Consider the following 24,354-nt stretch of genomic DNA (forward strand, 5'->3'; position numbering starts at 1 on the left):
TCATGGAAGCCCTGCACCAGAAAATCCGCGAGCAAGGCATCGTGCTTTCCGACCAGGTTCTGAAAGTCGACGCATTTCTCAACCACCAGATCGACCCGCAGTTGATGAAGCTGATCGGCGACGAATTCGCCGCGCTGTTCAAGGATTCGGGCATTACCAAGATCGTCACCATCGAGGCTTCGGGCATTGCCCCGGCGATCATGACCGGCCTGATCCTTGGCGTACCGGTGATTTTCGCCCGCAAGCAACAGTCCCTGACCCTGACGGAAAACCTGCTGTCGGCGACTGTGTATTCGTTCACCAAGAAGACCGAAAGCACCGTGGCCATCAGCCCGCGCCACCTGACCAGCAGCGATCGGGTGCTGATCATTGATGACTTCCTGGCCAACGGCAAGGCGTCCCAGGCGCTGATCTCGATCATCAAGCAGGCCGGTGCCACTGTCGCCGGGCTGGGGATCGTGATCGAGAAGTCGTTCCAGGGTGGTCGCGCCGAACTGGATGCCCAGGGCTATCGCGTTGAATCCTTGGCCCGGGTGAAGTCGCTGGCGGGTGGGGTCGTGACCTTCATCGACTAACCCAGTGCCCCTGTGGGAGCGAGCTTGCTCGCGATAGCGGTGTATCTGTTACATAAAATGTGTCTGACAGGCCGCTATCGCGAGCAAGCTCGCTCCCACAGGGGTTTTAGGTTGTTCGCGATAGCGCAGTGGCCTTGAGGCCGGCCAACAACAGCCGCTGAAACAACTCCTCCTTCAACCCTTCAGGGTTGGTCAGCTGCATCCGCTCCAAATGCCCGGCATATTCCCAGGGTTCCGGAGCATCGAGGGCGGCTTTGCCCAGTTCCAGGATCTCGGTGAGCTTGAACTTGCTCTTGAGCCAGTTCAGCGCCCGCAACAGGTCTCGCTCTAAGTCGTCAAAATCGCAGCCCAGCGGGTACTCCGGAAACAGGTTCGGATGCCGCGCCTGGATCGCCTGCAAACGCTCCGAGGTGTTGTCGGCGAAGCGCGGATCGAGGCGAAAATCCTTCGGCAACTTACCGGCTTTTTGCGCCTGCTCGATCAGCCCGGGCTGGAAGCGTGAGTCGCTGATGTTCAGCAACGCCTCGATCACCGCGGCGTCGGTCTTGCCTCGCAGATCAGCGATGCCGTACTCGGTCACCACGATGTCGCGCAGGTGCCGGGGAATCGTGCAGTGCCCGTACTCCCAGACGATGTTCGAGCTGATATCGCCGCCCGCCTCACGCCAACTGCGCAAGAGCAGAATCGAGCGCCCGCCTTCCAGCGCATGGCCCTGGGCGACGAAGTTGTACTGTCCGCCCACGCCGCTGAGGACTCGCCCATCTTCCAACTGGTCAGCCACGCCGGCCCCCAACAGGGTCATGGTGAAGACCGTGTTGATGAAGCGGGCATCGAGTCGCTGCAAGCGCTTGAGTGGTTCCTGGCCGTACAGTTCGTTGATGTAACTGATACGGGTCATGTTGAATTCGAGGCGCCGGCTCTGTGGTAGCTCGCGCAGGCGCTCGTAAAAGCTGCGCGGGCCGAGGAAAAACCCACCGTGTACGCAGATGCCGTCGGGTTGCGCCGCCTCGTCGAGGGTTCCGGCGTTGGCCTGCTCCTGGGTCGGAACATCGGGGTAGACCTTGCGTCGGATGATCCCGGCGTCCGCCAGCACCAACAGGCCGTTGACGAACATCTCACTGCAGCCGTAAAGCCCCTTGGCAAACGGCTCGACCCCGCCTTCGCGCTCGATCAATTGTGCCCACTGACTGAGATTCAGGTCGGCCAGCAAGGCCTGGTAGCCGGCGTTATCGGCCTGGCGCGCCAGCAGCGCCGCCGTCAACGCGTCGCCCATGGCGCCGATGCCGATCTGCAGCGTCCCACCGTCGCGCACCAGGGTGCTGGCGTGCAGGCCGATCAGATGATCCTGGAACCCCACCGGCATGTTCGGTGTGGAAAACAATGTGTGGCTGTCCTTCTCATCGATCAACAGGTCGAAACCGTCGATGCCGATCTCCGCGTCCCCCGGCATATAGGGCAAATCGCTGTGAACCTGGCCCACCATCAGGATGGTCTCCCCGGCTGCGCGCCGCTTGGCGATCATCGGCAACAGGTCGAGGGTGATGTCCGGGTTGCAGCTCAGGCTCAGGCGATCTGGATGTTCGGGGTCACTCGCCACCAGTTGCGCCACCAGGTTCAAGCCGGCGGCGTTGATGTCCCGGGCGGCGTGGCTGTAGTTGCTGCTGACATAGCTCTGCTGGGCCGAGGCGCTGTGCAGCAGGCTGCCGGGCTGCATGAAGAACTGTTCGACCCGGATGTTGGCCGGCAGGCTGTCCTGATGCAGGTCAGCGAGGTAATCCAGTTCGGGGTAGTCGCCGAAGACGCGCTCGACGAAGGGCTCGAGAAAGCGCTTCTGCAAACCATCGCCCAGCTTCGGCCGGCCCAGGCTCAAGGCCGTGTAAATGGTCAGTTGGCGTTCAGGCAATTGTGCGATACGCCGGTACAACGCGTTGGCGAACAGGTTGGGCTTGCCCAGCCCCAAGGGCATGCCGAGGTGAATATGCGCGGGCAGGCGCTCGAGCACGTCGTCCACCACCTGTTCGATTGAACACAACTGCACCATCCGACCCTCCAGGACATTCCATGAATGTGGGTTGGACCGAGCTTGCCGGGAGTTGGTTGCGCTGAACAGCCCTGAAAAATCCCAGGCGCAAAAAAGCCGCTCGAAAGCGGCTTTTTTGGATAGATGCAGGCTGTTACAGGCCAGACATCTTTTTAATGGCGCCCTTGAGCTCGTCATTCGAGCAGTCGGCACAAGTGCCTTTAGGCGGCATGGCATTGATGCCAGAGATAGCTTTGGCCAGCAGGCCATCAACACCACCTTCTTTTTTCGCCCTTTCGCCCCAAGCGGCTGCGTCACCCACTTTCGGGGCGCCCAGCAGGCCAGTGCCGTGGCAAGCATTGCAGTGTTTTGCAATGACATCGGCCGGCTCCTTGGCTCCGCCAGCGCCACCCGCGGTAGCGGCGACTTCCATGCCTTTGCATTCCTTCCCCTGAACGCAAACCTGGCCGACGGGTTCTAGGCGCTTGGCGATTTCGTCGTTGGGCGCCGCTTGAGCGCTCGCAGCCCATAGGGCCAATACGGTTGCTGGTGCAGCCAGCATTTTCATAATTAGGTTCACGCGTACACCCTCAATGGTGGCTAGTCACGCCTGCGGCCACGGTTTGCAGGCGGGCGCAAGTATAGCGGTAAGCCCGTCACACTGAAACAACCCCAAAGTCGCAAGGGTCTTGTTTGCAATGACGGCTCATTCCTTGGGCGCCGTTGCCGTACGGCTCGGCGCCTCTTTTTCTAGAAATTGGCCGGTGTAGCTGCGCTGATCAGTCGCGCCGGCACATCGAACGGATTACGGAAACGGTGTGGCTTGGTGCTCTCGAAATAGTAGCTGTCGCCCGCTTCGAGCACGAAAGTTTCGGCGCCGACCACCAGCTCCAGCCGCCCTTCCACCAAAATCCCGGTTTCCTCGCCCTCATGGGTGAGCATCTCGTCACCGGTGTCGGCGCCAGGCGGATAGATTTCGTTCAGGAAGGCAATCGCCCGGCTCGGGTGTGCCCTGCCCACCAACTTCATGGTCACGGCGCCGTCGGAGATGTCGATCAGTTCGTTGGCTTTGTAGACGATCTGAGTGGGTTTCTCCTGAAGGATTTCCTCGGAGAAAAACTCGACCATGGACATGGGAATCCCGCCAAGGACCTTACGCAGCGAGCTGATCGAGGGGCTGACGCTGTTCTTCTCGATCATCGAAATAGTGCTGTTGGTGACGCCCGCGCGCTTGGCGAGTTCACGCTGGGAAAGGCCTTTGAGTTTACGAATGGATTGCAGTCGTTCACCGACGTCCAATGCTGGAGCCTCCAGGGAATCAGGTTGTGTGGAAAGTGAGCGTTATCATGGCGACAGCGTTCAGTATTTACAACACTTTGGCCCGAATCCTGTGCGGTGAAGCGACTTTCGGTAGCTTGCGCGTTGCCTCAGCGCCCGGAATAGAGCCTTGGCACCCGGCGCAGGTTGCAGAAAATCTGGTAAGGAATCGTGTCGGCAGCCTTGGCGACGTCGCTGGCGAGGATGTTCTTGCCCCATAACTCCACGGTCGAACCGAGCCCAGCCTGGGGAATAGAGGTCAAGTCGACACACAGCATGTCCATTGACACCCGCCCGACCAGTTGGCTGCGCTGCCCATCCACCAGCACCGGCGTGCCGTTCGGCGCCTGACGCGGGTAGCCGTCGGCATAACCCATGGCCACCACCCCGACCCGGGTCGGTTGCGTGGTCACGAAGCGAGCACCGTAGCCCACCGGCTCGCCGGCGGGCAATTCACGCACACAGATGATCTTCGATTCCAGGGTCATCACCGGTTGCAGGCGCGCGGCGACGGTGTTGGGCTCGTCGAAGGGGGTTGCACCGTAGAGCATGATGCCCGGTCGCACCCAGTCGCTGGGCATCTGCGGCCAGCCCAGCACCGCCGGGGAATTGCGCAGGCTGATCTCTGCCGCCAGCCCCTGGCGAGCCGCCTCGAACACGGCCAGTTGCTCGGTGCTGCTGGGATCGTGCAGTTCATCGGCGCGGGCGAAGTGGCTCATCAGCACAATCTTCGCCACTTTGCCGCTGGCCAGCAGTCGACGATAGGCCGCCTGGTAGTCCGCCGGGTGCAACCCGACCCGGTGCATCCCCGAATCGAGCTTGAGCCAGACCGTGATCGGCTTGCTCAGCGTCGCGTTTTCAATCGCTTCGAGCTGCCACAACGAATGCACCACGCACCAGAAATCATGCTCGACGATCAACGGCAGCTCATCGGCCTCGAAGAAACCCTCCAGCAGCAGGACCGGCCCACGAATCCCGCCGGCCCGCAGTTCCAACGCCTCTTCGATACACGCCACGGCGAACCCATCGGCCGTGTCCTGCAAAGCCTCGGCGCAGCGCACCGCGCCGTGTCCATAAGCGTCGGCCTTGATCACCGCAAGGGCCTTGGCTCTTGTGACATCGCGGGCCAATTGGTAGTTGTGACGCAAGGCTTGAAGGTCGATCAGGGCACGGGCAGGACGCATGGCGGCAGGCTTCTAGGCGGTCATGGGATAAAAAACCGGTGCTGGCTGATGGGCTTGACCACCAACAGCACCGGGAGAGGGATCTTTTTGCCAGGTATTAAGGCAGCGCGGCCACAACGGACAGCTCCACCAGAATCTCCGGTTCGCATAGCTTGGCTTCCACTGTGGCACGGGCCGGGGCAACGCCTTTGGGCAGCCACTGGTCCCAGATCGAATTCATGCCTTCGAAATGGGCCTCAATGTCCTTCAGGTAAATCGTCACCGACAGCAGACGATTCTTGTCAGTCCCGGCCAGGTCCAGCAAACGCTCGATATTGGCCAGGCATTCGCGGGTCTGCTGCTCGATACCGGCGCTCATGTCGTCGCCGACCTGCCCCGCCAGGTAAACGGTGCCGTTGTGCACGACAACCTGGCTCATGCGGTCATTGGTGAGCTGGCGCTGGATTGACATGTTTTGCGGACTCCTGGTGTTTGCTGCCATAACGGGAAATATCGAGGCCTTCGGCGCTGATCTGCGGCTTTTTCTTCGCCATCAGGTCCGCCAACAAGCGACCGGAACCACAGGCCATGGTCCATCCGAGGGTGCCGTGGCCGGTGTTCAGGTACAGGTTCTTGAAAGGTGTCGCACCCACGATTGGCGTGCCGTCCGGGGTGGTCGGGCGCAAGCCGGTCCAGAAACTGGCCTCGGCCAGATTGCCGCCCTGAGGATAAAGGTCGTTGACGATCATCTCCAGGGTTTCGCGTCGCCGTGGGTTGAGAGACAGGTCAAAACCGGCGATTTCCGCCATCCCGCCCACGCGAATACGGTTGTCGAACCGGGTGATCGCAACCTTGTAGGTTTCGTCGAGAATCGTCGAGGTCGGTGCCATCGCCGGGTTGGTGATCGGCACGGTCAGGGAATAGCCCTTGAGCGGATAGACCGGTGCGCGGATTCCAAGGGGCTTGAGCAACTGCGGCGAGTAGCTGCCCAGGGCCAGGACGTAACGGTCGGCGGTTTCCAGCTTGCCGTCGATCCAGACGCCGTTGATGCGGTCACCGGCGAAGTCCAGGCGCTGGATATCCTGGTTAAAGCGGAACTGCACACCGAGCTTCACGGCCATTTCCGCCAGGCGCGTGGTAAACATCTGACAGTCACCGGTCTGGTCGTTAGGCAGGCGCAAGGCACCGGCCAGAATGTCGGTGACATTGGCCAGGGCCGGCTCGACCCGGGCAATGCCCGCGCGATCGAGCACTTCGAACGGCACACCGGACTCTTTGAGCACCGCGATATCTTTTGCCGCGCCGTCGAGCTGTGCCTGGGTGCGGAACAGTTGGGTAGTCCCCAGGCTGCGGCCTTCGTAGGCAATCCCCGTTTCGGCGCGCAACTCGTCGAGGCAATCACGGCTGTACTCGGACAAGCGGACCATGCGCTCCTTGTTGATTGCATAGCGGCTGGCGGTGCAGTTGCGCAGCATCTGCGCCATCCACAGGTACTGGTCGATGTCGGCGGTGGCCTTGATTGCCAGCGGTGCGTGGCGCTGCAACAGCCACTTGATGGCCTTGAGCGGCACACCCGGCGCGGCCCACGGCGAGGCGTAACCCGGCGACACCTGGCCAGCGTTGGCGAAGCTGGTTTCCATGGCTGGCGCCGGTTGCCGATCGACCACGACGACTTCAAACCCGGCCCGGGCCAAGTAATAAGCACTGACGGTACCGATGACGCCGCTACCCAAGACCAGAACGCGCATGTTGATGCCCTCATCGCGGATAACCGCTGACGTTTGTTATACAAAGCTTTGATGAACGCAGTGTAAAAAAGATTAGCCAGTGCTTTTCACTATATAACTGCCTATATTTGGCGAGAATTCTCGGCAAAAACCCTTTTCATGGAGGCGCATCACCTGTGCGTACCAATACCCAGACCAAACGCGAGCTGGATAAGATCGACCGCAACATCCTGCGCATCCTCCAGGCGGACGGGCGGATTTCCTTTACCGAGCTGGGGGAAAAGGTCGGCCTCTCCACGACGCCCTGCACCGAGCGGGTGCGGCGCCTGGAGCGTGAAGGGATCATCATGGGCTACAACGCCCGGCTCAACCCGCAACACTTGAAGGGCAGCCTGCTGGTGTTCGTCGAGATCAGCCTCGACTACAAGTCCGGCGACACTTTCGAAGAATTCCGACGCGCAGTGCTGAAATTGCCCCATGTCTTGGAATGCCACCTGGTGTCGGGGGATTTTGACTACCTGGTGAAAGCGCGGATTTCCGAGATGGCTTCGTACCGCAAGCTACTGGGCGACATCCTGCTCAAGCTGCCCCACGTGCGCGAATCCAAGAGCTACATCGTGATGGAAGAGGTGAAGGAGAGCTTGAACCTGCCGATTCCCGATTGAGCCTGGCATCGATCATTCCACGCAGAGCGTGGGAGAGCGCTAGACCAGGACCTGGCGATTAGCAGCCATGTATTCATGAATCTGCTTTTCGACCCGCGGATGGATCAGCTCCACCGGCCGCCGTCCGTTGGGGCACGGCAGCGTTGCAGTGGTGCCGAACAGCCGGCAGATCAGCGGCCGCTCGTCATACACCGTGCAGCCGTTCGGCCCCAGGTGCACGCAATCGAGTGACTCCATGGCCGCGTCCTGTTCGGCACGACTTTTACGCGGCAAGCGGGCCATTTCTTCGGGAGAAGTGGTCACCGGACCACAGCAGTCATGGCAACCCGGTACGCACTCGAACGAGGGAATCTGTTGGCGCAGCGTACGAATTTTTTGACTGTTGCAGCTCATCGAGGCGGTTACCGAGGTGGGACAGTTCACGATTCTGCCCTAAAAGCCTTAGCCCAGACAGCGCCAGCCGACCGGTGTTGCCCACCCATGAAGCCACGGCTTATGCTCCGTAAAATTTCTCAAACACAATAATCAGGATTACGCACATGAACGCCCGTGTTCAGCAACCTGTCCCGAACCACGCGCACGCCGCCTCTTATTACGCTGCCAGCAGCCTGCCGCAACCGGACCATCCGGCGCTGCAAGGTGATCTGGTAGCGGATGTCTGCGTGGTCGGCGGCGGGTTTTCCGGGCTGAACACGGCGATTGAACTGGCCGAGCGCGGCATGCGCGTGGTGCTGCTCGAAGCGCACAAAATTGGCTGGGGCGCCAGCGGGCGTAACGGCGGCCAGTTGATTCGCGGCGTCGGCCATGGCCTCGATCAGTTCACCCCGATCATCGGTGCCGACGGCGTACGCCAGATGAAACTCATGGGGCTGGAAGCCGTGGAAATCGTCCGACAACGCGTCGAGCGTTTTCAGATCCCCTGCGACCTGACCTGGGGTTACTGCGACCTCGCCAACAAGCCCGGCGACCTGGAAGGCTTCGCGCAGGAGGCCGAAGAGCTGCGCAGCCTGGGTTATCGCCATCAGACCCGGCTGCTGCAAGCCCATGAAATGCACAGCGTCGTGGGTTCGGATCGCTACGTCGGCGGCCTGATCGACATGGGTTCGGGCCATTTGCACCCATTGAACCTGGCCCTGGGGGAAGCCGCCGCCGCGCAGCAACTGGGCGTCAGGCTGTTCGAGCAATCGGCGGTCACGCGCATCGATTACGGCCCCGAAGTGAAGGCGCATACCCAACAGGGTTCCGTCCGTGCCAAGACCCTGGTGCTGGGCTGCAACGCCTACCTCAGTGGGCTCAATGCGCAGCTCAGCGGCAAAGTGCTACCCGCCGGCAGCTACATCATCGCCACCGAACCCTTGAGCCAGGACCAGGCACAGGCCTTGTTGCCGCAGAACATGGCCGTCTGTGATCAGCGGGTGGCGCTGGACTATTACCGGCTTTCGGCGGATCGACGCTTGCTGTTCGGCGGCGCCTGTCATTACTCGGGCCGCGACCCGCAGGACATCGGCGCCTACATGCGTCCGAAGATGCTCAAGGTTTTCCCTCAACTGGCGGATGTGAAGATCGACTATCAATGGGGCGGGATGATCGGCATCGGCGCCAACCGCTTGCCGCAGATCGGCCGGCTCAAGGACCAACCCAATGTGTATTACGCCCAGGCCTACTCCGGCCATGGCGTGAACGCCACGCACCTGGCGGGCAAGCTGTTGGCCGAGGCCATCAGCGGCCAGCAAAGCGGTGGGTTCGATCTGTTCGACCGGGTGCCGCACATGACCTTCCCTGGCGGCAGGCACCTGCGTTCGCCGCTGTTGGCGCTGGGGATGTTGTGGCATAGGTTCAAAGAGTTGGTTTAATCCTGCGGGTACCCGCCAATGGAGCCGGGCACCTACTGTCTGTGGCGAGGGGATTTATCCCCGCTGGGCTGCGAAGCGGCCCCCAAAGCGAATCTGATACACCGAGTTATCAGGTTCCAGGGCCGCTTCGCGCCCCAACGGGGATAAATCCCCTCGCCACAAGGTTTCTGCGTCCAACGAATCACGCTTCAAAGCCGCCAGAACGGCTTGAGCCCCTCCTCCCGCGCCAGCTCCGGGCTCAGCCCGATATCACGCAACTGTTCGGGTGTCAGCTCCAGCAAGGCTTTGCGTGTATGCAGGCGATGCCAGAACAGGCCCCAGCGACCCAGGCAGGACGGCGCGTTGCGCAACATCGCATCGCGCAGCTCCTTCTCCCGCCCTGCCGCCAGTTCCTGACTGTGTAACGTCAGCCGCACATCGCTCAAGCCGTTCATTTTGATCGCTCCTGTTTACTTGGGTTGCCAGAGGTTTCATGATGCGCGGACGGTCTAAAGCAATACAGATTCAACCGGTATATTTTATAAACATACAGATTTAGCTTTTTCGCGACTGAATCATCTTTTTCTGGCTCAACTGTATTGGTTGCCGTTGTCCATCTCATTGGGAGCACACAATGACCCTGTACGTGAACCTCGCCGAATTACTCGGTACCCGCATCGAACAGGGCTTCTACCGCCCCGGCGACCGGCTGCCATCCGTGCGCGCCTTGAGCACGGAACATGGGGTCAGCCTGAGTACGGTGCAGCAGGCCTATCGCGTGCTGGAGGACAGCGGGCTGGCGATGCCGAAACCCAAATCCGGCTATTTCGTACCGGCCAGCCGCGAACTGCCAGACCTGCCAGCGGTAGGCCGGCCGGCCCAGCGACCAGTGGATATTTCCCAATGGGACCAAGTGCTGGAGCTGATACGCGCTGTGCCGCGTGCGGATGTGGTGCAACTGGGGCGCGGCATGCCGGACATTCATTCGCCGACCATGAAACCGCTGCTGCGCAGCCTGGCGCAGATCAGTCGTCGGCAAGACATGCCCGGCCTGTATTACGACAACATCTACGGCAACCTCGCGCTGCGGGAGCAGATCGCCCGCCTGTCACTGGACTCCGGCTGCCAGCTGGACCCCGGCGACCTGATCGTCACCACAGGCTGTCACGAAGCGCTGTCCGTCAGCATCCGCGCCACCTGCGAACAAGGCGACATCGTCGCGGTGGATTCGCCCAGCTTTCACGGGGCCATGCAAACCCTCAAGGGCCTGGGCATGAAGGCCCTGGAAATCCCCACCGATCCGCTGACCGGCATCAGCCTGGACGCACTGGAACTGGCACTGGAGCAATGGCCAATCAAGGCCATACAGTTGACCCCCAGTTGCAATAATCCGCTGGGCTACATCATGCCCGAGGCCAACAAGCGCGCCCTGCTGACCCTGGCGCAGCGCTTCGACGTGGCAATTATCGAAGACGATGTGTATGGCGAATTGGCCTACACCTACCCACGACCACGCACGATCAAGTCCTTCGACGAAGACGGCCGCGTCCTGCTCTGCAGCTCTTTCTCCAAGACCCTGGCACCGGGCCTGCGAATTGGCTGGGTCGCACCGGGCCGCTACCTGGAGCGGGTTCTGCATATGAAATACATCAGCACGGGCTCCACCGCGCCACAACCGCAGATCGCCATTGCCGAATTCCTGAAAGGCGGGCATTTCGAACCGCATTTACGGCGGATGCGCACACAATACCAGCGCAATCGTGACGTGATGATCGACTGGGTCAGCCGCTATTTTCCGCTGGGAACCCGCGCCAGTCGCCCGCGAGGCAGCTTCATGCTGTGGGTCGAATTGCCGGATGGCTTCGATACGCTCAAGCTCAATCGAGTCCTCCTCGACCAAGGCGTGCAGGTGGCCGTCGGCAGTATTTTTTCGGCCTCAGGCAAGTACCGCAATTGCCTGCGCATGAACTACGCTGCCAAGCCAACGGCACAGATCGAAGAGGCTGTCCGCAAAGTCGGTGCCGCCGCTATCGCGCTGTTGAACGAAACCCGGTGCGACACCGTCTGAACTGTACGCAAAGAAGCAGCACCCAATAGCCGATCAACGCAAACAAGCGGAACGATCCTACGTGAGATCCAGCCCGATCCTGCATGTGCTTCTGTTTGTCGCCGCGCTACTGAGCGGCTGCGCCAGCTTTGATGTCACCCGCGAGCCCTCCCAGGCGTTACCGGCCTCCGAATCTTCATTCGGTCGCTCGGTCCAGGCCCAGGCCGCGCCCCATGAAGGGCAGTCGGGTTTTCGCCTGCTCTCGGACAGCACCGATGCCTTTACCGCCCGGGCGGAGCTGATTCGCAACGCCCAAAGCAGCCTGGACTTGCAGTACTACATCGTTCACGACGGCATCAGCACGCGGATGCTGGTGGATGAACTGCTCAAGGCCGCCGACCGGGGCGTACGCGTGCGAATCCTGCTGGATGACACCACCAGCGATGGCCAGGACCAGATCATCGCCACCCTCGCCGCTCATCCGCAAATCCAGATTCGCCTGTTCAATCCACTGCACCTGGGACGCGCCACCGGCGTGACGCGTGGTCTCGGGCGCCTGCTGAATCTGTCGCAGCAACATCGCCGGATGCACAACAAGCTATGGCTGGCGGACAACAGCATGGCCATTGTCGGCGGTCGCAACCTGGGGGACGAGTATTTCGACGCCGAACCCAACCTGAACTTCACCGACATCGATCTGCTCAGCGTCGGGCCGGTGGCCGAACAACTGGGGCACGGCTTCGACCAATACTGGAACAGCGCCCTGAGCAAACCCATCGAGCAATTCCTGTCCCACCGCCCAACCCCCAAGGACCTGGCCAACAGCCGCTTGCGCCTGCAAGAGTCGATGGAGCAGACGCACAAAGAGAACCACGCGCTCTATCAGCAGTTGACCCGCTACAAAACCCAGCCACGCCTGGACATCTGGCGCAATGAGTTGGTCTGGGCCTGGAACAAGGCCCTGTGGGACGCGCCCAGCAAGGTGCTGGCCAAAGGTGAGCCGGATCCACACCTGTTGCTGACCACGCAACTGGCCCCGGAGCTGACGGGTGTCAGTAAAGAACTGATCATGATTTCGGCCTATTTCGTGCCTGGCCAGACAGGCCTGGTGTACCTGACCAGCCGCGCCGATGCCGGAGTGTCGGTGAGCCTTCTGACCAACGCCCTGGAGGCCACTGACGTGCCGGCGGTGCATGGCGGCTATGCGCCCTATCGCAAGGCGCTGCTGCAACATGGCGTACACCTGTTCGAGTTGCGACGGCAACCGGGCGACACAGGCAGCAGCCCTCACCTGTTCTACAGCAAGTCCTACGGCGAATCGGACTCGAGCCTGCACAGCAAGGCGATCATTTTTGACCGCCAGAAATCCTTCATTGGCTCGTTCAATTTCGACCCACGCTCAGTGCTGTGGAACACCGAAGTCGGCGTACTGGTGGACAGCCCGGAACTCGCCGGTCAAGTGCGTGAACTGGCCTTGCAAGGCATGGCGCCGGCCTTGAGTTATCAGGCCCGCCTGGAAAATGGAAGGCTGGTGTGGACGACCGAAGACAACGGCAAATTGCATGACCTGGACCGCGAACCGGGCAGCTGGTGGCGCCGGTTCAATGCCTGGTTCAGCACGACCATCGGACTGGAACAGATGCTGTAGGCCTGCACAAACCGGGTGCTGCTCAGGCAGGTTGGGTCGCCCCAAATGCCCCTTGGCGCAACAACAGGATCACCAACCCGAACGCCCCCGCCGCCATGAACAACGGCAGCGCATGCCCACTGATCCACTGACTGCCCGCCCCCGCCACCAGCGGGCCGACCAGGCAGCCAATCCCCCACAGCTGCGCCACATGGGCGTTGGCCCGCACCAGCGCATCGTCGCGGTAACGCTCGCCGATCAGGATCAGCGACAAGGTAAACAAACCGCCTGCGCTGGCGCCAAACAGCACCCACAGTGGCCAGATCAGCACCGTATCGATCAGCAATGGCACCGCCAGGCTCGATAACGTCAGTGCCACTGCACAGCCGGTGAACAACGACCGGCGAGACAGGCGATCGGCCAGGGCGCCGATGGGCAACTGCAGCAAGGCGTCACCGACCACCACCGTACTGACCATCGCCAACGCGATGTCGGCGCTGAAGCCTTGGCGCAGGCAATAAATCGGCAACAGAGTCAGGATCATCGCTTCGAACGCCGCGAACAACGACACGGCCCAGGCAATGGCCGGCAAGCCTCGGCAAAACGTCCACAAATCTGCGAAAGTAACGCTGCTGGCCTCGCTGGCGGGCGCCCCGCCACGCCCCAGCAACAGCAATGGCGAGACCAGCAGCAAACCGACACCCACCCAGAAACCGTAATCATGACCGGTCCCCAGCGCACCGAGCAGCAACGGACCCGACAGTTGGCTCAGGGCGTAGCTGCTGCCATACAGCGCCACCAGTCGCCCACGCCACCGTTCGATGACCAGTTGATTGATCCAGCTTTCACCGAGGATGAAAACCAGGGTCAGGACCACGCCAATCACCAGCCGTAGCACCAGCCAGACCGGATAACTGGGCAACAACGCCAGCAACCCGATGGACACCGCACCGCCCCACAGGCACAGGCGCATCAACGCCGCCGTGCCGAACCGTGCCGCCAGCCGGCTCGACACCTTGGCCCCGACCAACACCCCAACCGCCGGCATGGCGGCCATCACCCCAATGGCAAACGAGCCATAGCCCCAGCTCTCTAGACGCAGCGATACCAGCGGCATGCTCACGCCCAGGGCCAGGCCGACACTCAGGACAGACGCCAGCACGGCGAAATAGGTCGCCCAACGCATTTCCACGCTCCTGTGGACAGTTATCTTTCAGTCCTGCGCAAAGCAAATGTGGGAGCGGGCTTGCTCGCGAAGGCGGTTTCACATTCAACAGCTAAGTTGACTGACACTCCGCTTTCGCGAGCAAGCCCGCTCCCACAATGACCTGCGTGACATGTAGCCCCGGACTGGATCCGGGGCCGCCACTGTCAGAGCTTGATCCAGGTCGACTTCAGCTCGGTGTACTTGTCGAATGCATGCAGCGACTTGTCGCGACCATTGCCCGATTGCTTGAAACCACCGAACGGCGCGGTCATGTCGCCGCCATCATATTGGTTGACCCAAACGCTGCCGGCACGCAGGGCCTTGGCGGTCAGGTGAGCCTTGGAGATGTCCTTGGTCCATACGGCCGCGGCCAGGCCGTACGGCGTGTCGTTGGCAATCTGGATGGCTTCTTCAGCGGTGTCGAAGGCGATGACGGACAACACCGGACCGAAAATCTCTTCCTGGGCGATTTTCATCGCGTTGCTCACACCGTCGAAAATCGTCGGCTCAACATAGGTGCCACCGGTTTCCTCGAGAATCCGCTTGCCACCGGCCACCAGTTTGGCGCCGTCATTGTGACCGGCCTCGATGTAGGACAACACGGTGTTCATCTGCTGGGTATCCACCAAGGCACCGACATTGGTTGCCGGGTCCAGGGGATTGCCCGGTTTCCAGCCCTTGAGGGCTTCAATCACCAGGGGCAGGAACGTGTCCTTGATGGAGCGCTCCACCAACAAACGCGAGCCGGCGGTGCAGACTTCGCCCTGGTTGAACGCGATGGCGCTGGCGGCGGATTCAGCGGCGGCTTGCAGGTCCGGGGCATCGGCGAACACGATGTTCGGGCTCTTGCCGCCGGCCTCCAGCCAGATGCGCTTCATGTTGGATTCACCGGAGTAAATCATCAGTTGCTTGGCGATCTTGGTGGAGCCGGTGAACACCAGCGTATCGACGTCCATGTGCAGGGCCAGGGCCTTGCCGACGGTGTGGCCGTAGCCAGGCAGCACGTTCAGCACGCCTTTCGGAATGCCGGCCTCGACCGCCAGGGCAGCGATACGGATGGCGGTCAGCGGGGATTTTTCCGACGGCTTGAGCACCACCGAGTTACCGGTGGACAGCGCCGGGCCAAGCTTCCAGCAGGCCATCATCAACGGGAAGTTCCACGGTACGACAGCGCCCACGACGCCCACCGGCTCGCGTGTCACCAAGCCCAATTGGTCGTGCGGGGTCGCGGCCACTTCATCGTAGATCTTGTCGATGGCTTCACCGCTCCAGCTCAACGCTTGCGCCGCGCCAGGAACGTCGATGTTCAGGGAGTCGCTGATCGGTTTGCCCATGTCCAGGGTTTCGAGCAGGGCCAATTCCTCGGCGTTCTGCTTGAGCAGGCCGGCGAAACGGATCATGGTGGCTTTGCGTTTGCTCGGCGCCAGGCGCGACCAGACGCCGGAATTGAACGTCGCCCGGGCGTTTTCGACAGCACGCTGGGCGTCGGCGACGTCGCAACTGGCAATCTTGCCCAGCAGGCGGCCATCGACCGGGCTGAGGCAATCAAAGGTTTCGCCGGACACCGCATCGGTGTATTCACCGTTGATGAAGGCGCGGCCTTCGATCTTCAGGTCGCGGGCGCGTTGCTCCCAGTCGGCACGAGTCAGGGTGGTCATGCGTGTGTCCTCCTCTTATTGAGTACGAACGCCACGCAATGCGCAGCGTTTCAAGAATTCCCGGCCAGCCTGGTTGGGCGCTTTTTTTGGCATGGGGCACCCGCCACCCTAAACCAGCGGCCGGTCATGTTTCAATATATTTGACACAACCGCGGCAAACAGCCTTGCGATGTTCGTTTTAATAAACATAGACTCGAGGCCTTCCAAGCGATCACTGGGGATCAACCGCATGAGCATTCAGGACATCGTCGACTTCAGCCAGGCCAATACCACCGCCGAGCGTTATCGCCCGGACCCGGCCAAAGTGTTCAAGGGCGATCCCGAGCAAACCGTGTTCAACCACTACAGCAGCCCCTGTGGGCAAATGAACGCTGGCGTATGGGAAGGCGCCGTTGGCCAATGGACGGTCAATTACACCGAACATGAATACTGCGAAATCGTCCAGGGCGTTTCCGTACTGCGCGACGAAGATGGCAATGCCAAGACCCTGCGGGCCGGCGACCGGTTTGTGATCCCGGCGGGTTTCCAGGGCACTTGGGAAGTGCTGGAGCCATGCCGCAAGATTTATGTGGTGTTCGAGCACAAAGCCTGAGACTTTGCTGCCCCTCAGGCCTGCTCCCATGAGCGCCTGGTCGGCCAAAAAACAACAAAAAAGGCCCGTATCTCGCGATACGGGCCTTTTTCGTAAGAAGGAAAAATCAATTACTTGATTTTGCCTTCCTTGTAGATCACGTGCTTGCGAACAACCGGATCATATTTCTTGATCTCGATTTTGTCCGGGGTAGTACGCTTGTTCTTGTCGGTAGTGTAGAAGTGACCAGTACCGGCGCTCGAGATCAAACGAATCAATTCACGCATGATTAGCTCCCTTAAACCTTGCCATCGCGACGAAGTTCGGCCAGCACGACACTGATGCCACGCTTGTCGATGATACGCATGCCCTTGGCAGATACGCGCAGACGCACAAAACGTTTCTCTTCTTCAACCCAGAAGCGGTGATGCTGCAGGTTCGGCAGGAAACGACGACGGGTTTTGTTGTTTGCGTGGGAAATGTTATTCCCAGTCACCGGACCCTTACCGGTAACTTGACAGACTCTCGACATGCCTCAGCCCTCTAAAACCACATGCCCAACCCGGCATGGGTTGGCCGCTTAATCTCTCAGTCATTTGGCGCCAGGCGCCGCGTTTCTTTAAGGGTCTTACCGGCTACACCTACAGTGAAGGAACCGGGCCCCTAGAAAAGAGCGCTGCTTTATACCAGAAAGACCACAGTGCAACAACAGCCGATGTGATTTGTCTTCCTGGAGAAACATCGGCTCACCGCCCCGGACGGCTGGGGCAGAGGCTGGCACGGCCCCTGACCGCTCGTCGCTGCACGCAGGTTTTTTTCACGTGCGGCAGGTTCCGGCCACCCATCCCGTCGCCGCAGAGTGCCGGAAAATGTAAAAAGGGGATAGTCATTTGCCAGCGAGCCCACTAGGGTAGGCCTTTTCCAGACTGCACTCGCAGATGGGCCTTCGACTTGCACAGGAAACCGACCATGCGCCTCGCTGCCCTACCGTTGTTGCTCGCCCCTCTGCTGATCACCCCGCAGGCCTTCGCCGCCGCCCTGAGCGTCTGCACCGAAGCCAGCCCGGAAGGGTTCGATGTCGTCCAGTACAACTCACTGACCACCACCAACGCCTCCGCCGATGTGCTGATGAATCGCCTGGTGGATTTCGACACCGCCAGCGGCAAAGTGGTCCCCAGCCTGGCCGACCACTGGGAAGTCTCGACCGACGGCCTGACCTATGTGTTCAAGCTGCGCCCACAGATCAAGTTCCACCACACCGAATACTTCACGCCGCGCCGCGACCTGACCGCCGAGGATGTGAAATTCAGCTTCGAGCGCATGCTCGACCCGGCGAACCCTTGGCACAAGGTGGCGCAGAGCGGTTTCCCCCATGCCCAGTCCATGCAGCTGCCGGCGCTGATCAAGAAAATCGATGCACTGGACCCGTTGACCGTGCGCTTCACCCTCGATCACGCCGACTCGACCTTCCTGGCGACGTTGAGCATGGGGTTTGCCTCCATTTATTCGGCCGAATACGCCGATCAGCTGATGAAGGCCGGCACGCCGGAAAAACTCAACAGCCAGCCGATCGGCACCGGCCCGTTCGTCTTCAACCGTTTCCAGAAAGACGCTTCGATTCGCTACAAGGCCAACGGCGATTACTTCGGCGGCAAGCCCCAAGTAGATCCCCTGATCTTCGCCATCACGCCGGACGCCAACGTGCGCCTGCAGAAATTGCGCCGCAACGAATGCCAGATCGCCCTGTCGCCCAAGCCGCTGGACGTACAAGCCGCCAAGCAAGAGCCTACGCTGAATGTGGCTCACACCGACGCCTTCATGACCGCGTTCGTGGCGATCAACAGCCAGCATCCGCCGCTGGACAAACCCGAGGTGCGCCAGGCCATCAACCTCGCCTTCGACAAGGCCAGCTACCTCAAGAGCGTCTTCGAAGGCACCGCCGAAGCGGCCAACGGCCCTTACCCGCCGAACACCTGGAGCTACGCCAAAAGTTTGCCCGGCTACGCCCATGACCCAGCCAAGGCCCGAGACCTGCTGGCCAAGGCCGGTTTGAAAGAAGGCTTCCAGACCACTATCTGGACCCGCCCTTCCGGCAGCCTGCTGAACCCCAACCCCAGCCTTGGCGCGCAATTGCTGCAGTCCGACCTGGCGGAAATCGGCATTCAGGCGGAAATCCGGGTGATCGAATGGGGCGAACTGATCCGTCGCGCCAAGGCCGGCGAACATGACTTGCTGTTCATGGGCTGGGCCGGCGACAACGGCGATCCGGACAACTTCCTCACGCCGCAGTTTTCCTGCGCGGCGGTCAAGGCGGGCACCAACTTCGCCCGCTACTGCAACCCAGACCTGGACAAACTGATCAGCGCCGGCAAGACCACCAGCGAACAAGGCGTGCGCACCAAGCTCTACGAACAGGCCCAGGCGCAGATCCAGCAACAGGCCCTGTGGCTGCCGTTGGCGCACCCGACTGCCTTCGCCCTGACCCGCAAGGATGTCCAGGGTTATGCGGTGAGCCCGTTTGGGCGGCAGGATTATTCCAAGGTCAGCCTCAAGTGACTGTTGTGTGCATGGTTTGAAACTGCAGTGACCCCTGTGGGAGCGAGCTTGCTCGCGATGGCGTCATGTCAGATGACATCGATGTTGACTGACCGACCGCTATCGCGAGCAAGCTCGCTCCCACAAAGGAATCTTTGAGCACCCGATATCGCCTACATCCACCCATACTCAGCCATCGACAGCGGCTGCCCGTCGCCCACGATGAAATGGTCGAGCACCCGCACATCGATCAACTCCAGCGCCTCTTGCAGTCGATCAGTGAGCAGCCGGTCGGCCTGGCTGGGCTCGGTATTGCCGGAGGGGTGGTTGTGGCACAGGATCAGCGCAGCGGCGTTGTGGGCCAGGGCACGCTTGACCACCTGCCGCGGGTAGACACTGGCGCTGTCGATAGAGCCGCGAAACAGCGCCTCATACGCCAATACCCGGTGACGTGAATCCAGGAACAGGCAACCGAATACCTCATGCGGTTCGTGGCGCAACATGGCCTTGAGGTAGTCGCGCACCGCCAACGGGCTCTCCAGTACCGAATCTCGGCGCAGGTCTTCGGCCAGATGCCGTCGGCCCATTTCCAGCACCGCCTGCAACTGCGCAAACTTCGCCGGGCCCAGGCCCAGTTGCGCGCTGAAGGTACGCAGGTCGGCCTCCAGCAAAACCCGCAGGCTGCCGAATTGATGCAGCAGGTGTCGCGCCAGGTCCACCGCGCTTTTGCCGGATACGCCCGTGCGCAGGAAAATCGCCAGCAACTCGGCGTCAGACAGGCTTGCAGGGCCCTGGTCCAGCAGTTTCTCCCGCGGGCGTTCCGCCGCAGGCCAATCGCGAATGCTCATAGCACCTCCGTGTGAATTGGGCGCCGCTGTTCCGTAGCGGTCGCTGTGATATCGTAGCCCATCTTTTTTGCAGGCGATTTGCACCCTGGCAGCTGCTGCCATGGGGGTTCGCCTTGCACTGACCATTGAACTCGAAAGGCAGGCCTATGCAGCGGCTGTATCGGAAACGCATCGTTCTGGGCGTCGGCGGCGGCATTGCCGCCTACAAGAGCGCCGAGCTGGTTCGCCGACTCATCGACCAGGGCGCGGAAGTACGGGTTGTCATGACCCGCGGCGGCAGTGAGTTCATCACCCCGCTGACCATGCAGGCACTGTCCGGGCACCCGGTTCACCTGGACTTGCTCGACCCCGCGGCCGAAGCCGCCATGGGCCATATCGAACTGGCCAAGTGGGCCGACCTGGTGTTGATCGCCCCAGCCACGGCGGACCTGATCGCTCGCCTGGCCCAGGGCATCGCCGATGATTTGCTGACCACGCTGGTGCTCGCCACCGACGCCGTGGTCGCCGTCGCCCCGGCCATGAACCAGGCCATGTGGCGCGACCCCGCTACCCAGGCCAACCTGCAATTGCTCGAAAGCCGTGACCTGAAAGTCTTCGGCCCAGCCTCCGGCAGCCAGGCCTGCGGCGACGTCGGCATGGGTCGCATGCTTGAAGCCACTGACCTTGCCCAGTGCGCCGCCGACTGCTTCCAGCGCCAGGCCTTGACCGGCAAACACGTGCTGATCACCGCCGGACCGACCCAGGAAAACATCGATCCGGTGCGCTACATCACCAACCACAGCTCCGGGAAAATGGGTTTCGCCCTGGCCGAAGCGGCGGTGGAGGCTGGTGCCCGGGTGACGCTGATCACCGGCCCCGTGCACCTGCCGACCCCGGATCGGGTCACCCGCATCGACGTGGTCAGCGCCCGGGACATGCTCGCGGCCTGCGAAGCCGCCATCCCGTGCGACCTGTTCATCGCCTCGGCGGCGGTAGCGGATTACCGCCCTGAAGTCGTCGCCCCACAAAAATTGAAGAAAGACCCTACGAGCGGCGACGGCCTGCTACTACAAATGGTGCGCAACCCGGATATCCTTGCCACCATCGCCACTCGCCCGGATCGCCCTTTCAGCGTCGGCTTCGCCGCCGAGACCGAACACCTGCTCGACTACGCCGCGCGCAAACTCAAGGACAAGAATCTGGACTTGATCGTTGCCAACGACGTCGCCAACCCGAGCATCGGCTTCAACAGCGAAGAAAACGCCTGCAGCGTGATCGACCGCCAGTTGCACGCCACGCTTTTCGCCCAGACCAGCAAGAGCAAGATTGCCCGCCAGTTGGTCACTTTTATCGCCGAACGTCTAAACCAGGTTTAATTTTCATGCACGCCTTACAAGCCAAGATTCTCGATCCACGCATCGGCAACGAATTCCCGCTACCGCAATACGCCACACCGGGTTCCGCCGGCCTCGACCTGCGGGCAATGCTCACGCAGGACACGATCCTGGAGCCGGGCCAGACCTTGCTGATCCCTACCGGCCTGTCGGTGTACATCGGAGACCCGGGCCTGGCCGCGCTGATCCTGCCGCGTTCCGGGCTGGGCCATAAGCACGGTATCGTGCTGGGTAACCTGGTCGGCCTGATCGACTCCGATTACCAGGGCGAACTGATGGTGTCGTGCTGGAACCGCGGTCAAACGGCGTTCAACATTGCCGTGGGCGAGCGCATCGCCCAGCTGGTGCTGGTGCCGGTGGTCCAGGCTCACTTCGAACTGGTGGAAGAGTTCGACGAAAGCCAGCGCGGCGCCGGCGGTTTCGGGCATTCGGGCAGCCACTGATCCGGCTGTTTCAAGCCGGGCGTCCTGCCCGGCTCGTTTGTTAAGCTTCTGTTTCAGGACAAAGAATGCGCAAGAGCTCTGAGCAAGGTTTTCCCATCCGGAATCAACGTATTAGGCCGCTGTGTTCGAGGTAACGCTGTCTCATGGCACTTTCCCACCGCGAACTCTCTGTCAAAAACGCCGTCATACCCTTCAGCTTGAGCCTGCCGACGCTACCCGTCGGCCTGTCCAGTCACTTTCCTGATAGAGCGCCCCGCCCATGAACACCCCAGCTGCAATCGCCCCGATCTTCCCTGACAGCATCTTCCGCGCCTACGACATCCGTGGCGTGGTACCGGAAACCCTCACCGCCGAAACCGCCTACTGGATCGGCCGCGCCATTGGCTCCCAGAGCCTGGCCCAGGGCGAACCGAACGTGTCCGTCGGCCGCGATGGCCGCTTGTCGGGCCCGGAATTGGTCGAGCAGTTGATCAAAGGCGTTGCCGACAGCGGCTGCCACGTCAGCGACGTGGGCCTGGTGCCGACCCCGGCGCTGTACTACGCCGCCAACGTGCTGGCTGGTAAATCCGGCGTGATGCTCACCGGCAGCCACAACCCGTCGAACTACAACGGCTTCAAGATCGTCATCGCCGGCGACACCCTCGCCAACGAGCAGATCCAGGCCCTGCACACCCGCCTCAAGACCAACGACCTGAGCAGCGGCCAAGGCAGTATCACCAAGGTCGATATCCTCGAGCGCTACAACGACGAGATCGTCAAAGACGTCAAACTCGCCCGTCGCCTGAAAGTGGTGGTCGACTGCGGCAACGGTGCGGCCGGCGTCATTGCCCCACAACTGATCGAAGCCCTGAACTGCGAAGTCATTCCGCTGTTCTGCGACGTAGACGGCAACTTCCCCAACCATCACCCGGACCCGGGCAAGCTGGAAAACCTGCAAGACCTGATCGCCAAGGTCAAGGAAACCAACGCTGACCTGGGCCTGGCCTTCGACGGTGATGGCGACCGCGTGGGCGTGGTGACCAATACCGGCAGCGTGGTATTCCCGGACCGCCTGCTGATGCTGTTCGCTCGCGACGTGGTGGCACGCAATCCGAACGCCGAAATCATTTTCGACGTTAAGTGCACCCGTCGCCTGGTGCCGTTGATCAAGGAATACGGCGGTCGTCCGCTGATGTGGAAAACCGGCCATTCGCTGATCAAGAAAAAAATGAAACAAAGCGGCGCCCTGCTGGCCGGCGAGATGAGCGGCCACATCTTCTTCAAGGAGCGTTGGTTCGGTTTCGACGACGGCATCTACAGCGCCGCACGCCTGCTGGAAATCCTCAGCAAGGAGAAATCCAGTGCTGAAGAGCTGTTTGCGACCTTCCCGAACGATATTTCTACGCCAGAAATCAATATCCATGTGACCGAAGAGAGCAAATTCAGCATCATTGATGCACTGCACGACGCCCAATGGGGCGAAGGCGCCGAACTGACCACCATCGACGGTGTACGGGTCGACTACCCACAAGGCTGGGGCCTGGTTCGCGCGTCCAACACCACGCCGGTGCTGGTGCTGCGTTTCGAGGCCGACAACGAGGCCGAACTGCAGCGCATCAAGGACGTGTTCCACACCCAGCTCAAACGTGTTGCACCTGATCTCCAACTACCGTTTTGATTTTTTGAAGCACTACCGGAGCCCTGAATGACCCTCGAACGCGAAGCCGCCGCCAATACCGCCAAGGTCCTGTCCGAAGCGTTGCCTTATATCCGACGCTACGTCGGCAAGACCCTGGTGATCAAATACGGCGGCAACGCGATGGAAAGCGAGGAGCTGAAAACCGGCTTCGCCCGCGACATCGTGCTGATGAAGGCCGTGGGCATCAACCCGGTGGTGGTGCATGGCGGCGGCCCGCAAATCGGTGACCTGCTCAAGCGCCTGTCGATCGAAAGCCATTTCATCGACGGCATGCGCGTCACCGACGCGCAGACCATGGATGTGGTGGAGATGGTCCTCGGCGGCCAGGTCAACAAAGACATCGTCAACCTGATCAATCGCCATGGCGGCAGCGCCATCGGCCTGACGGGCAAGGATGCCGAGCTGATCCGGGCGAAGAAACTCACCGTCACCCGCCAGACGCCGGAGATGACCCAGCCGGAAATCATCGACATCGGCCACGTGGGCGAAGTGGTCGGCATCAACACCGACCTGCTGAACCTGCTGGTCAAGGGCGACTTCATCCCGGTGATCGCGCCCATCGGCGTGGGCGCCAACGGCGAGTCGTACAACATCAACGCCGACCTGGTGGCGGGCAAGGTTGCCGAAGCACTGAAAGCTGAAAAGCTGATGCTGCTGACCAACATCGCCGGCCTGATGGACAAGACCGGCAAGGTCCTGACCGGGCTGTCGACGCAACAGGTCGACGACCTGATCGCCGATGGCACCATCTACGGCGGCATGCTGCCGAAGATTCGCTGCGCGCTGGAAGCGGTACAGGGCGGCGTCGGCAGCTCGCTGATCATCGACGGCCGGGTACCGAACGCGATCCTGCTGGAGATCTTCACCGATACGGGTGTGGGTACGTTGATCAGCAATCGCAAGCGTCCTTAATACCGCAAACGCAACAGATCGCGACCTTTACAGCTCCAATTGGATTTTCGGATCTGCGATATCCAATTGGAGCTGGCGAGGCTCGCGATTTTTTTGCGCGCAGAAAATGTCGAGAGGCGTTATGTTTTCATCATAAATACCCATTTCAACGAATGC

The 24,354-nt window shown here is 61.1% G+C and carries 23 protein-coding genes and 1 pseudogene; 11 read left to right on the forward strand and 13 right to left on the reverse strand.

Going from position 1 to position 24,354, the window contains the following annotated elements; all coding sequences use genetic code 11:
• The first annotated feature begins 2 nt into the window (after positions 1 to 2).
• Positions 3 to 575 (forward strand): xanthine phosphoribosyltransferase, encoded by a 573-nt coding sequence (locus LOY70_RS28930; RefSeq protein WP_025216115.1) that lies wholly within the window; start codon positions 3 to 5, stop codon positions 573 to 575.
• 106 nt (positions 576 to 681) lie between these two features.
• Here LOY70_RS28930 and LOY70_RS28935 read toward each other — a convergent pair whose 3' ends face one another.
• The 6 genes from LOY70_RS28935 to dadA form a co-directional block, all read right to left on the reverse strand.
• Positions 682 to 2,616, reverse strand: coding sequence for an acetyl-CoA hydrolase/transferase C-terminal domain-containing protein (locus LOY70_RS28935; protein WP_265032026.1), 1,935 nt, complete (start codon positions 2,614 to 2,616; stop codon positions 682 to 684).
• A gap of 133 nt (positions 2,617 to 2,749) precedes the next feature.
• On the reverse strand, positions 2,750 to 3,163 hold the full coding sequence (locus tag LOY70_RS28940; protein ID WP_265038226.1) for a c-type cytochrome: 414 nt from the start codon (positions 3,161 to 3,163) through the stop codon (positions 2,750 to 2,752).
• Between the two features lie 182 nt (positions 3,164 to 3,345).
• Complete coding sequence (locus LOY70_RS28945; protein WP_030138196.1) at positions 3,346 to 3,894, reverse strand: cupin domain-containing protein; 549 nt, start codon at positions 3,892 to 3,894, stop codon at positions 3,346 to 3,348.
• Between the two features lie 128 nt (positions 3,895 to 4,022).
• Entirely contained in the window at positions 4,023 to 5,096 is a 1,074-nt protein-coding gene (alr, locus tag LOY70_RS28950; protein WP_265032027.1) for an alanine racemase, read from the reverse strand.
• A gap of 97 nt (positions 5,097 to 5,193) precedes the next feature.
• Positions 5,194 to 5,547 carry a RidA family protein gene (locus LOY70_RS28955; RefSeq protein WP_265032028.1) on the reverse strand — a complete coding sequence of 118 codons (354 nt, stop codon included), beginning with the start codon at positions 5,545 to 5,547 and terminating at the stop codon, positions 5,194 to 5,196.
• A complete protein-coding gene (dadA, locus tag LOY70_RS28960) occupies positions 5,519 to 6,823 on the reverse strand; it encodes a D-amino acid dehydrogenase (RefSeq protein WP_123343540.1) in 1,305 nt (434 codons plus the stop codon). The genes LOY70_RS28955 and dadA overlap by 29 nt, the downstream gene beginning before the upstream one ends.
• A gap of 155 nt (positions 6,824 to 6,978) precedes the next feature.
• Here dadA and LOY70_RS28965 point away from each other — a divergent pair, with 155 nt between their 5' ends.
• Positions 6,979 to 7,467 (forward strand): Lrp/AsnC ligand binding domain-containing protein, encoded by a 489-nt coding sequence (locus LOY70_RS28965; protein ID WP_003206849.1) that lies wholly within the window; start codon positions 6,979 to 6,981, stop codon positions 7,465 to 7,467.
• A 39-nt stretch (positions 7,468 to 7,506) separates the two neighbouring features.
• Here the strand turns inward: LOY70_RS28965 and LOY70_RS28970 are convergent, their stop codons facing one another.
• The gene (locus LOY70_RS28970) at positions 7,507 to 7,860 is read right to left on the reverse strand and encodes a YkgJ family cysteine cluster protein (protein ID WP_265032029.1); all 354 of its coding nucleotides are present in this window, start codon (positions 7,858 to 7,860) and stop codon (positions 7,507 to 7,509) included.
• 146 nt (positions 7,861 to 8,006) lie between these two features.
• Between LOY70_RS28970 and LOY70_RS28975 the strand changes: the two genes are divergently transcribed.
• Positions 8,007 to 9,320 carry an NAD(P)/FAD-dependent oxidoreductase gene (locus tag LOY70_RS28975; protein ID WP_265032030.1) on the forward strand — a complete coding sequence of 438 codons (1,314 nt, stop codon included), beginning with the start codon at positions 8,007 to 8,009 and terminating at the stop codon, positions 9,318 to 9,320.
• Between the two features lie 188 nt (positions 9,321 to 9,508).
• On the opposite strand, the gene LOY70_RS28980 is transcribed toward LOY70_RS28975, so the two are convergent.
• Positions 9,509 to 9,754: a DUF1127 domain-containing protein gene (locus tag LOY70_RS28980; protein ID WP_123416283.1), complete on the reverse strand. Its 246-nt coding sequence runs from the start codon at positions 9,752 to 9,754 to the stop codon at positions 9,509 to 9,511.
• A 179-nt stretch (positions 9,755 to 9,933) separates the two neighbouring features.
• Between LOY70_RS28980 and LOY70_RS28985 the strand changes: the two genes are divergently transcribed.
• Together LOY70_RS28985 and LOY70_RS28990 are read left to right on the forward strand one after the other, a co-directional pair.
• Complete coding sequence (locus LOY70_RS28985) at positions 9,934 to 11,367, forward strand: PLP-dependent aminotransferase family protein (RefSeq protein ID WP_265032033.1); 1,434 nt, start codon at positions 9,934 to 9,936, stop codon at positions 11,365 to 11,367.
• 61 nt (positions 11,368 to 11,428) lie between these two features.
• Positions 11,429 to 12,994: a phospholipase D family protein gene (locus LOY70_RS28990; RefSeq protein WP_265032034.1), complete on the forward strand. Its 1,566-nt coding sequence runs from the start codon at positions 11,429 to 11,431 to the stop codon at positions 12,992 to 12,994.
• 22 nt (positions 12,995 to 13,016) lie between these two features.
• On the opposite strand, the gene LOY70_RS28995 is transcribed toward LOY70_RS28990, so the two are convergent.
• Together LOY70_RS28995 and LOY70_RS29000 are read right to left on the reverse strand one after the other, a co-directional pair.
• On the reverse strand, positions 13,017 to 14,159 hold the full coding sequence (locus LOY70_RS28995) for an MFS transporter (protein ID WP_265032035.1): 1,143 nt from the start codon (positions 14,157 to 14,159) through the stop codon (positions 13,017 to 13,019).
• Positions 14,160 to 14,344: 185 nt separating this feature from the next.
• Positions 14,345 to 15,838 (reverse strand): aldehyde dehydrogenase, encoded by a 1,494-nt coding sequence (locus LOY70_RS29000; protein ID WP_123343533.1) that lies wholly within the window; start codon positions 15,836 to 15,838, stop codon positions 14,345 to 14,347.
• Positions 15,839 to 16,067: 229 nt separating this feature from the next.
• Between LOY70_RS29000 and LOY70_RS29005 the strand changes: the two genes are divergently transcribed.
• On the forward strand, positions 16,068 to 16,430 hold the full coding sequence (locus LOY70_RS29005) for a cupin domain-containing protein (RefSeq protein WP_265032037.1): 363 nt from the start codon (positions 16,068 to 16,070) through the stop codon (positions 16,428 to 16,430).
• A gap of 110 nt (positions 16,431 to 16,540) precedes the next feature.
• Here LOY70_RS29005 and rpmG read toward each other — a convergent pair whose 3' ends face one another.
• The gene (rpmG, locus tag LOY70_RS29010) at positions 16,541 to 16,696 is read right to left on the reverse strand and encodes a 50S ribosomal protein L33 (protein ID WP_003177274.1); all 156 of its coding nucleotides are present in this window, start codon (positions 16,694 to 16,696) and stop codon (positions 16,541 to 16,543) included.
• An 11-nt stretch (positions 16,697 to 16,707) separates the two neighbouring features.
• Positions 16,708 to 16,941 (reverse strand): 50S ribosomal protein L28, encoded by a 234-nt coding sequence (gene rpmB / locus LOY70_RS29015; protein ID WP_003177273.1) that lies wholly within the window; start codon positions 16,939 to 16,941, stop codon positions 16,708 to 16,710.
• Between the two features lie 437 nt (positions 16,942 to 17,378).
• On the opposite strand from rpmB, the gene LOY70_RS29020 reads away from it, so the two are divergent.
• Complete coding sequence (locus tag LOY70_RS29020) at positions 17,379 to 18,965, forward strand: ABC transporter substrate-binding protein (protein ID WP_265032042.1); 1,587 nt, start codon at positions 17,379 to 17,381, stop codon at positions 18,963 to 18,965.
• Positions 18,966 to 19,117: 152 nt separating this feature from the next.
• Here LOY70_RS29020 and radC read toward each other — a convergent pair whose 3' ends face one another.
• The gene (gene radC / locus LOY70_RS29025; protein ID WP_123343530.1) at positions 19,118 to 19,792 is read right to left on the reverse strand and encodes a RadC family protein; all 675 of its coding nucleotides are present in this window, start codon (positions 19,790 to 19,792) and stop codon (positions 19,118 to 19,120) included.
• 146 nt (positions 19,793 to 19,938) lie between these two features.
• Here radC and coaBC point away from each other — a divergent pair, with 146 nt between their 5' ends.
• The 4 genes and pseudogenes from coaBC to argB all read left to right on the forward strand — a co-directional run bounded on the left by coaBC (position 19,939) and on the right by argB (position 24,198).
• Positions 19,939 to 21,147 carry a bifunctional phosphopantothenoylcysteine decarboxylase/phosphopantothenate--cysteine ligase CoaBC gene (gene coaBC / locus LOY70_RS29030; protein ID WP_025216131.1) on the forward strand — a complete coding sequence of 403 codons (1,209 nt, stop codon included), beginning with the start codon at positions 19,939 to 19,941 and terminating at the stop codon, positions 21,145 to 21,147.
• A 5-nt stretch (positions 21,148 to 21,152) separates the two neighbouring features.
• The gene (gene dut, locus LOY70_RS29035) at positions 21,153 to 21,608 is read left to right on the forward strand and encodes a dUTP diphosphatase (RefSeq protein ID WP_265032043.1); all 456 of its coding nucleotides are present in this window, start codon (positions 21,153 to 21,155) and stop codon (positions 21,606 to 21,608) included.
• A gap of 253 nt (positions 21,609 to 21,861) precedes the next feature.
• Positions 21,862 to 23,265, forward strand: a pseudogene (locus tag LOY70_RS29040) (phosphomannomutase/phosphoglucomutase); the annotation flags it as partial.
• A gap of 27 nt (positions 23,266 to 23,292) precedes the next feature.
• On the forward strand, positions 23,293 to 24,198 hold the full coding sequence (gene argB / locus LOY70_RS29045) for an acetylglutamate kinase (protein WP_025216133.1): 906 nt from the start codon (positions 23,293 to 23,295) through the stop codon (positions 24,196 to 24,198).
• The last annotated feature ends 156 nt before the right edge of the window (positions 24,199 to 24,354 follow it).

This window comes from Pseudomonas sp. B21-054 (genome assembly GCF_026016345.1).
Taxonomy (GTDB): Bacteria; Pseudomonadota; Gammaproteobacteria; order Pseudomonadales; family Pseudomonadaceae; genus Aquipseudomonas.

Coding starts and splice junctions, on each gene's coding strand:
- LOY70_RS28930 (WP_025216115.1), top strand. CDS start 3: ATGGAAGCCCTGCACCAGAAAATCCGCGAGCAAGGCATCGTGCTTTCC.
- LOY70_RS28935 (WP_265032026.1), bottom strand. CDS start 2,616: ATGGTGCAGTTGTGTTCAATCGAACAGGTGGTGGACGACGTGCTCGAG.
- LOY70_RS28940 (WP_265038226.1), bottom strand. CDS start 3,163: ATGAAAATGCTGGCTGCACCAGCAACCGTATTGGCCCTATGGGCTGCG.
- alr (WP_265032027.1), bottom strand. CDS start 5,096: ATGCGTCCTGCCCGTGCCCTGATCGACCTTCAAGCCTTGCGTCACAAC.
- LOY70_RS28955 (WP_265032028.1), bottom strand. CDS start 5,547: ATGTCAATCCAGCGCCAGCTCACCAATGACCGCATGAGCCAGGTTGTC.
- dadA (WP_123343540.1), bottom strand. CDS start 6,823: ATGCGCGTTCTGGTCTTGGGTAGCGGCGTCATCGGTACCGTCAGTGCT.
- LOY70_RS28970 (WP_265032029.1), bottom strand. CDS start 7,860: ATGAGCTGCAACAGTCAAAAAATTCGTACGCTGCGCCAACAGATTCCC.
- LOY70_RS28975 (WP_265032030.1), top strand. CDS start 8,007: ATGAACGCCCGTGTTCAGCAACCTGTCCCGAACCACGCGCACGCCGCC.
- LOY70_RS28980 (WP_123416283.1), bottom strand. CDS start 9,754: ATGAACGGCTTGAGCGATGTGCGGCTGACGTTACACAGTCAGGAACTG.
- LOY70_RS28985 (WP_265032033.1), top strand. CDS start 9,934: ATGACCCTGTACGTGAACCTCGCCGAATTACTCGGTACCCGCATCGAA.
- LOY70_RS28995 (WP_265032035.1), bottom strand. CDS start 14,159: ATGCGTTGGGCGACCTATTTCGCCGTGCTGGCGTCTGTCCTGAGTGTC.
- LOY70_RS29000 (WP_123343533.1), bottom strand. CDS start 15,838: ATGACCACCCTGACTCGTGCCGACTGGGAGCAACGCGCCCGCGACCTG.
- LOY70_RS29005 (WP_265032037.1), top strand. CDS start 16,068: ATGAGCATTCAGGACATCGTCGACTTCAGCCAGGCCAATACCACCGCC.
- rpmG (WP_003177274.1), bottom strand. CDS start 16,696: ATGCGTGAATTGATTCGTTTGATCTCGAGCGCCGGTACTGGTCACTTC.
- rpmB (WP_003177273.1), bottom strand. CDS start 16,941: ATGTCGAGAGTCTGTCAAGTTACCGGTAAGGGTCCGGTGACTGGGAAT.
- LOY70_RS29020 (WP_265032042.1), top strand. CDS start 17,379: ATGCGCCTCGCTGCCCTACCGTTGTTGCTCGCCCCTCTGCTGATCACC.
- radC (WP_123343530.1), bottom strand. CDS start 19,792: ATGAGCATTCGCGATTGGCCTGCGGCGGAACGCCCGCGGGAGAAACTG.
- coaBC (WP_025216131.1), top strand. CDS start 19,939: ATGCAGCGGCTGTATCGGAAACGCATCGTTCTGGGCGTCGGCGGCGGC.
- dut (WP_265032043.1), top strand. CDS start 21,153: ATGCACGCCTTACAAGCCAAGATTCTCGATCCACGCATCGGCAACGAA.
- argB (WP_025216133.1), top strand. CDS start 23,293: ATGACCCTCGAACGCGAAGCCGCCGCCAATACCGCCAAGGTCCTGTCC.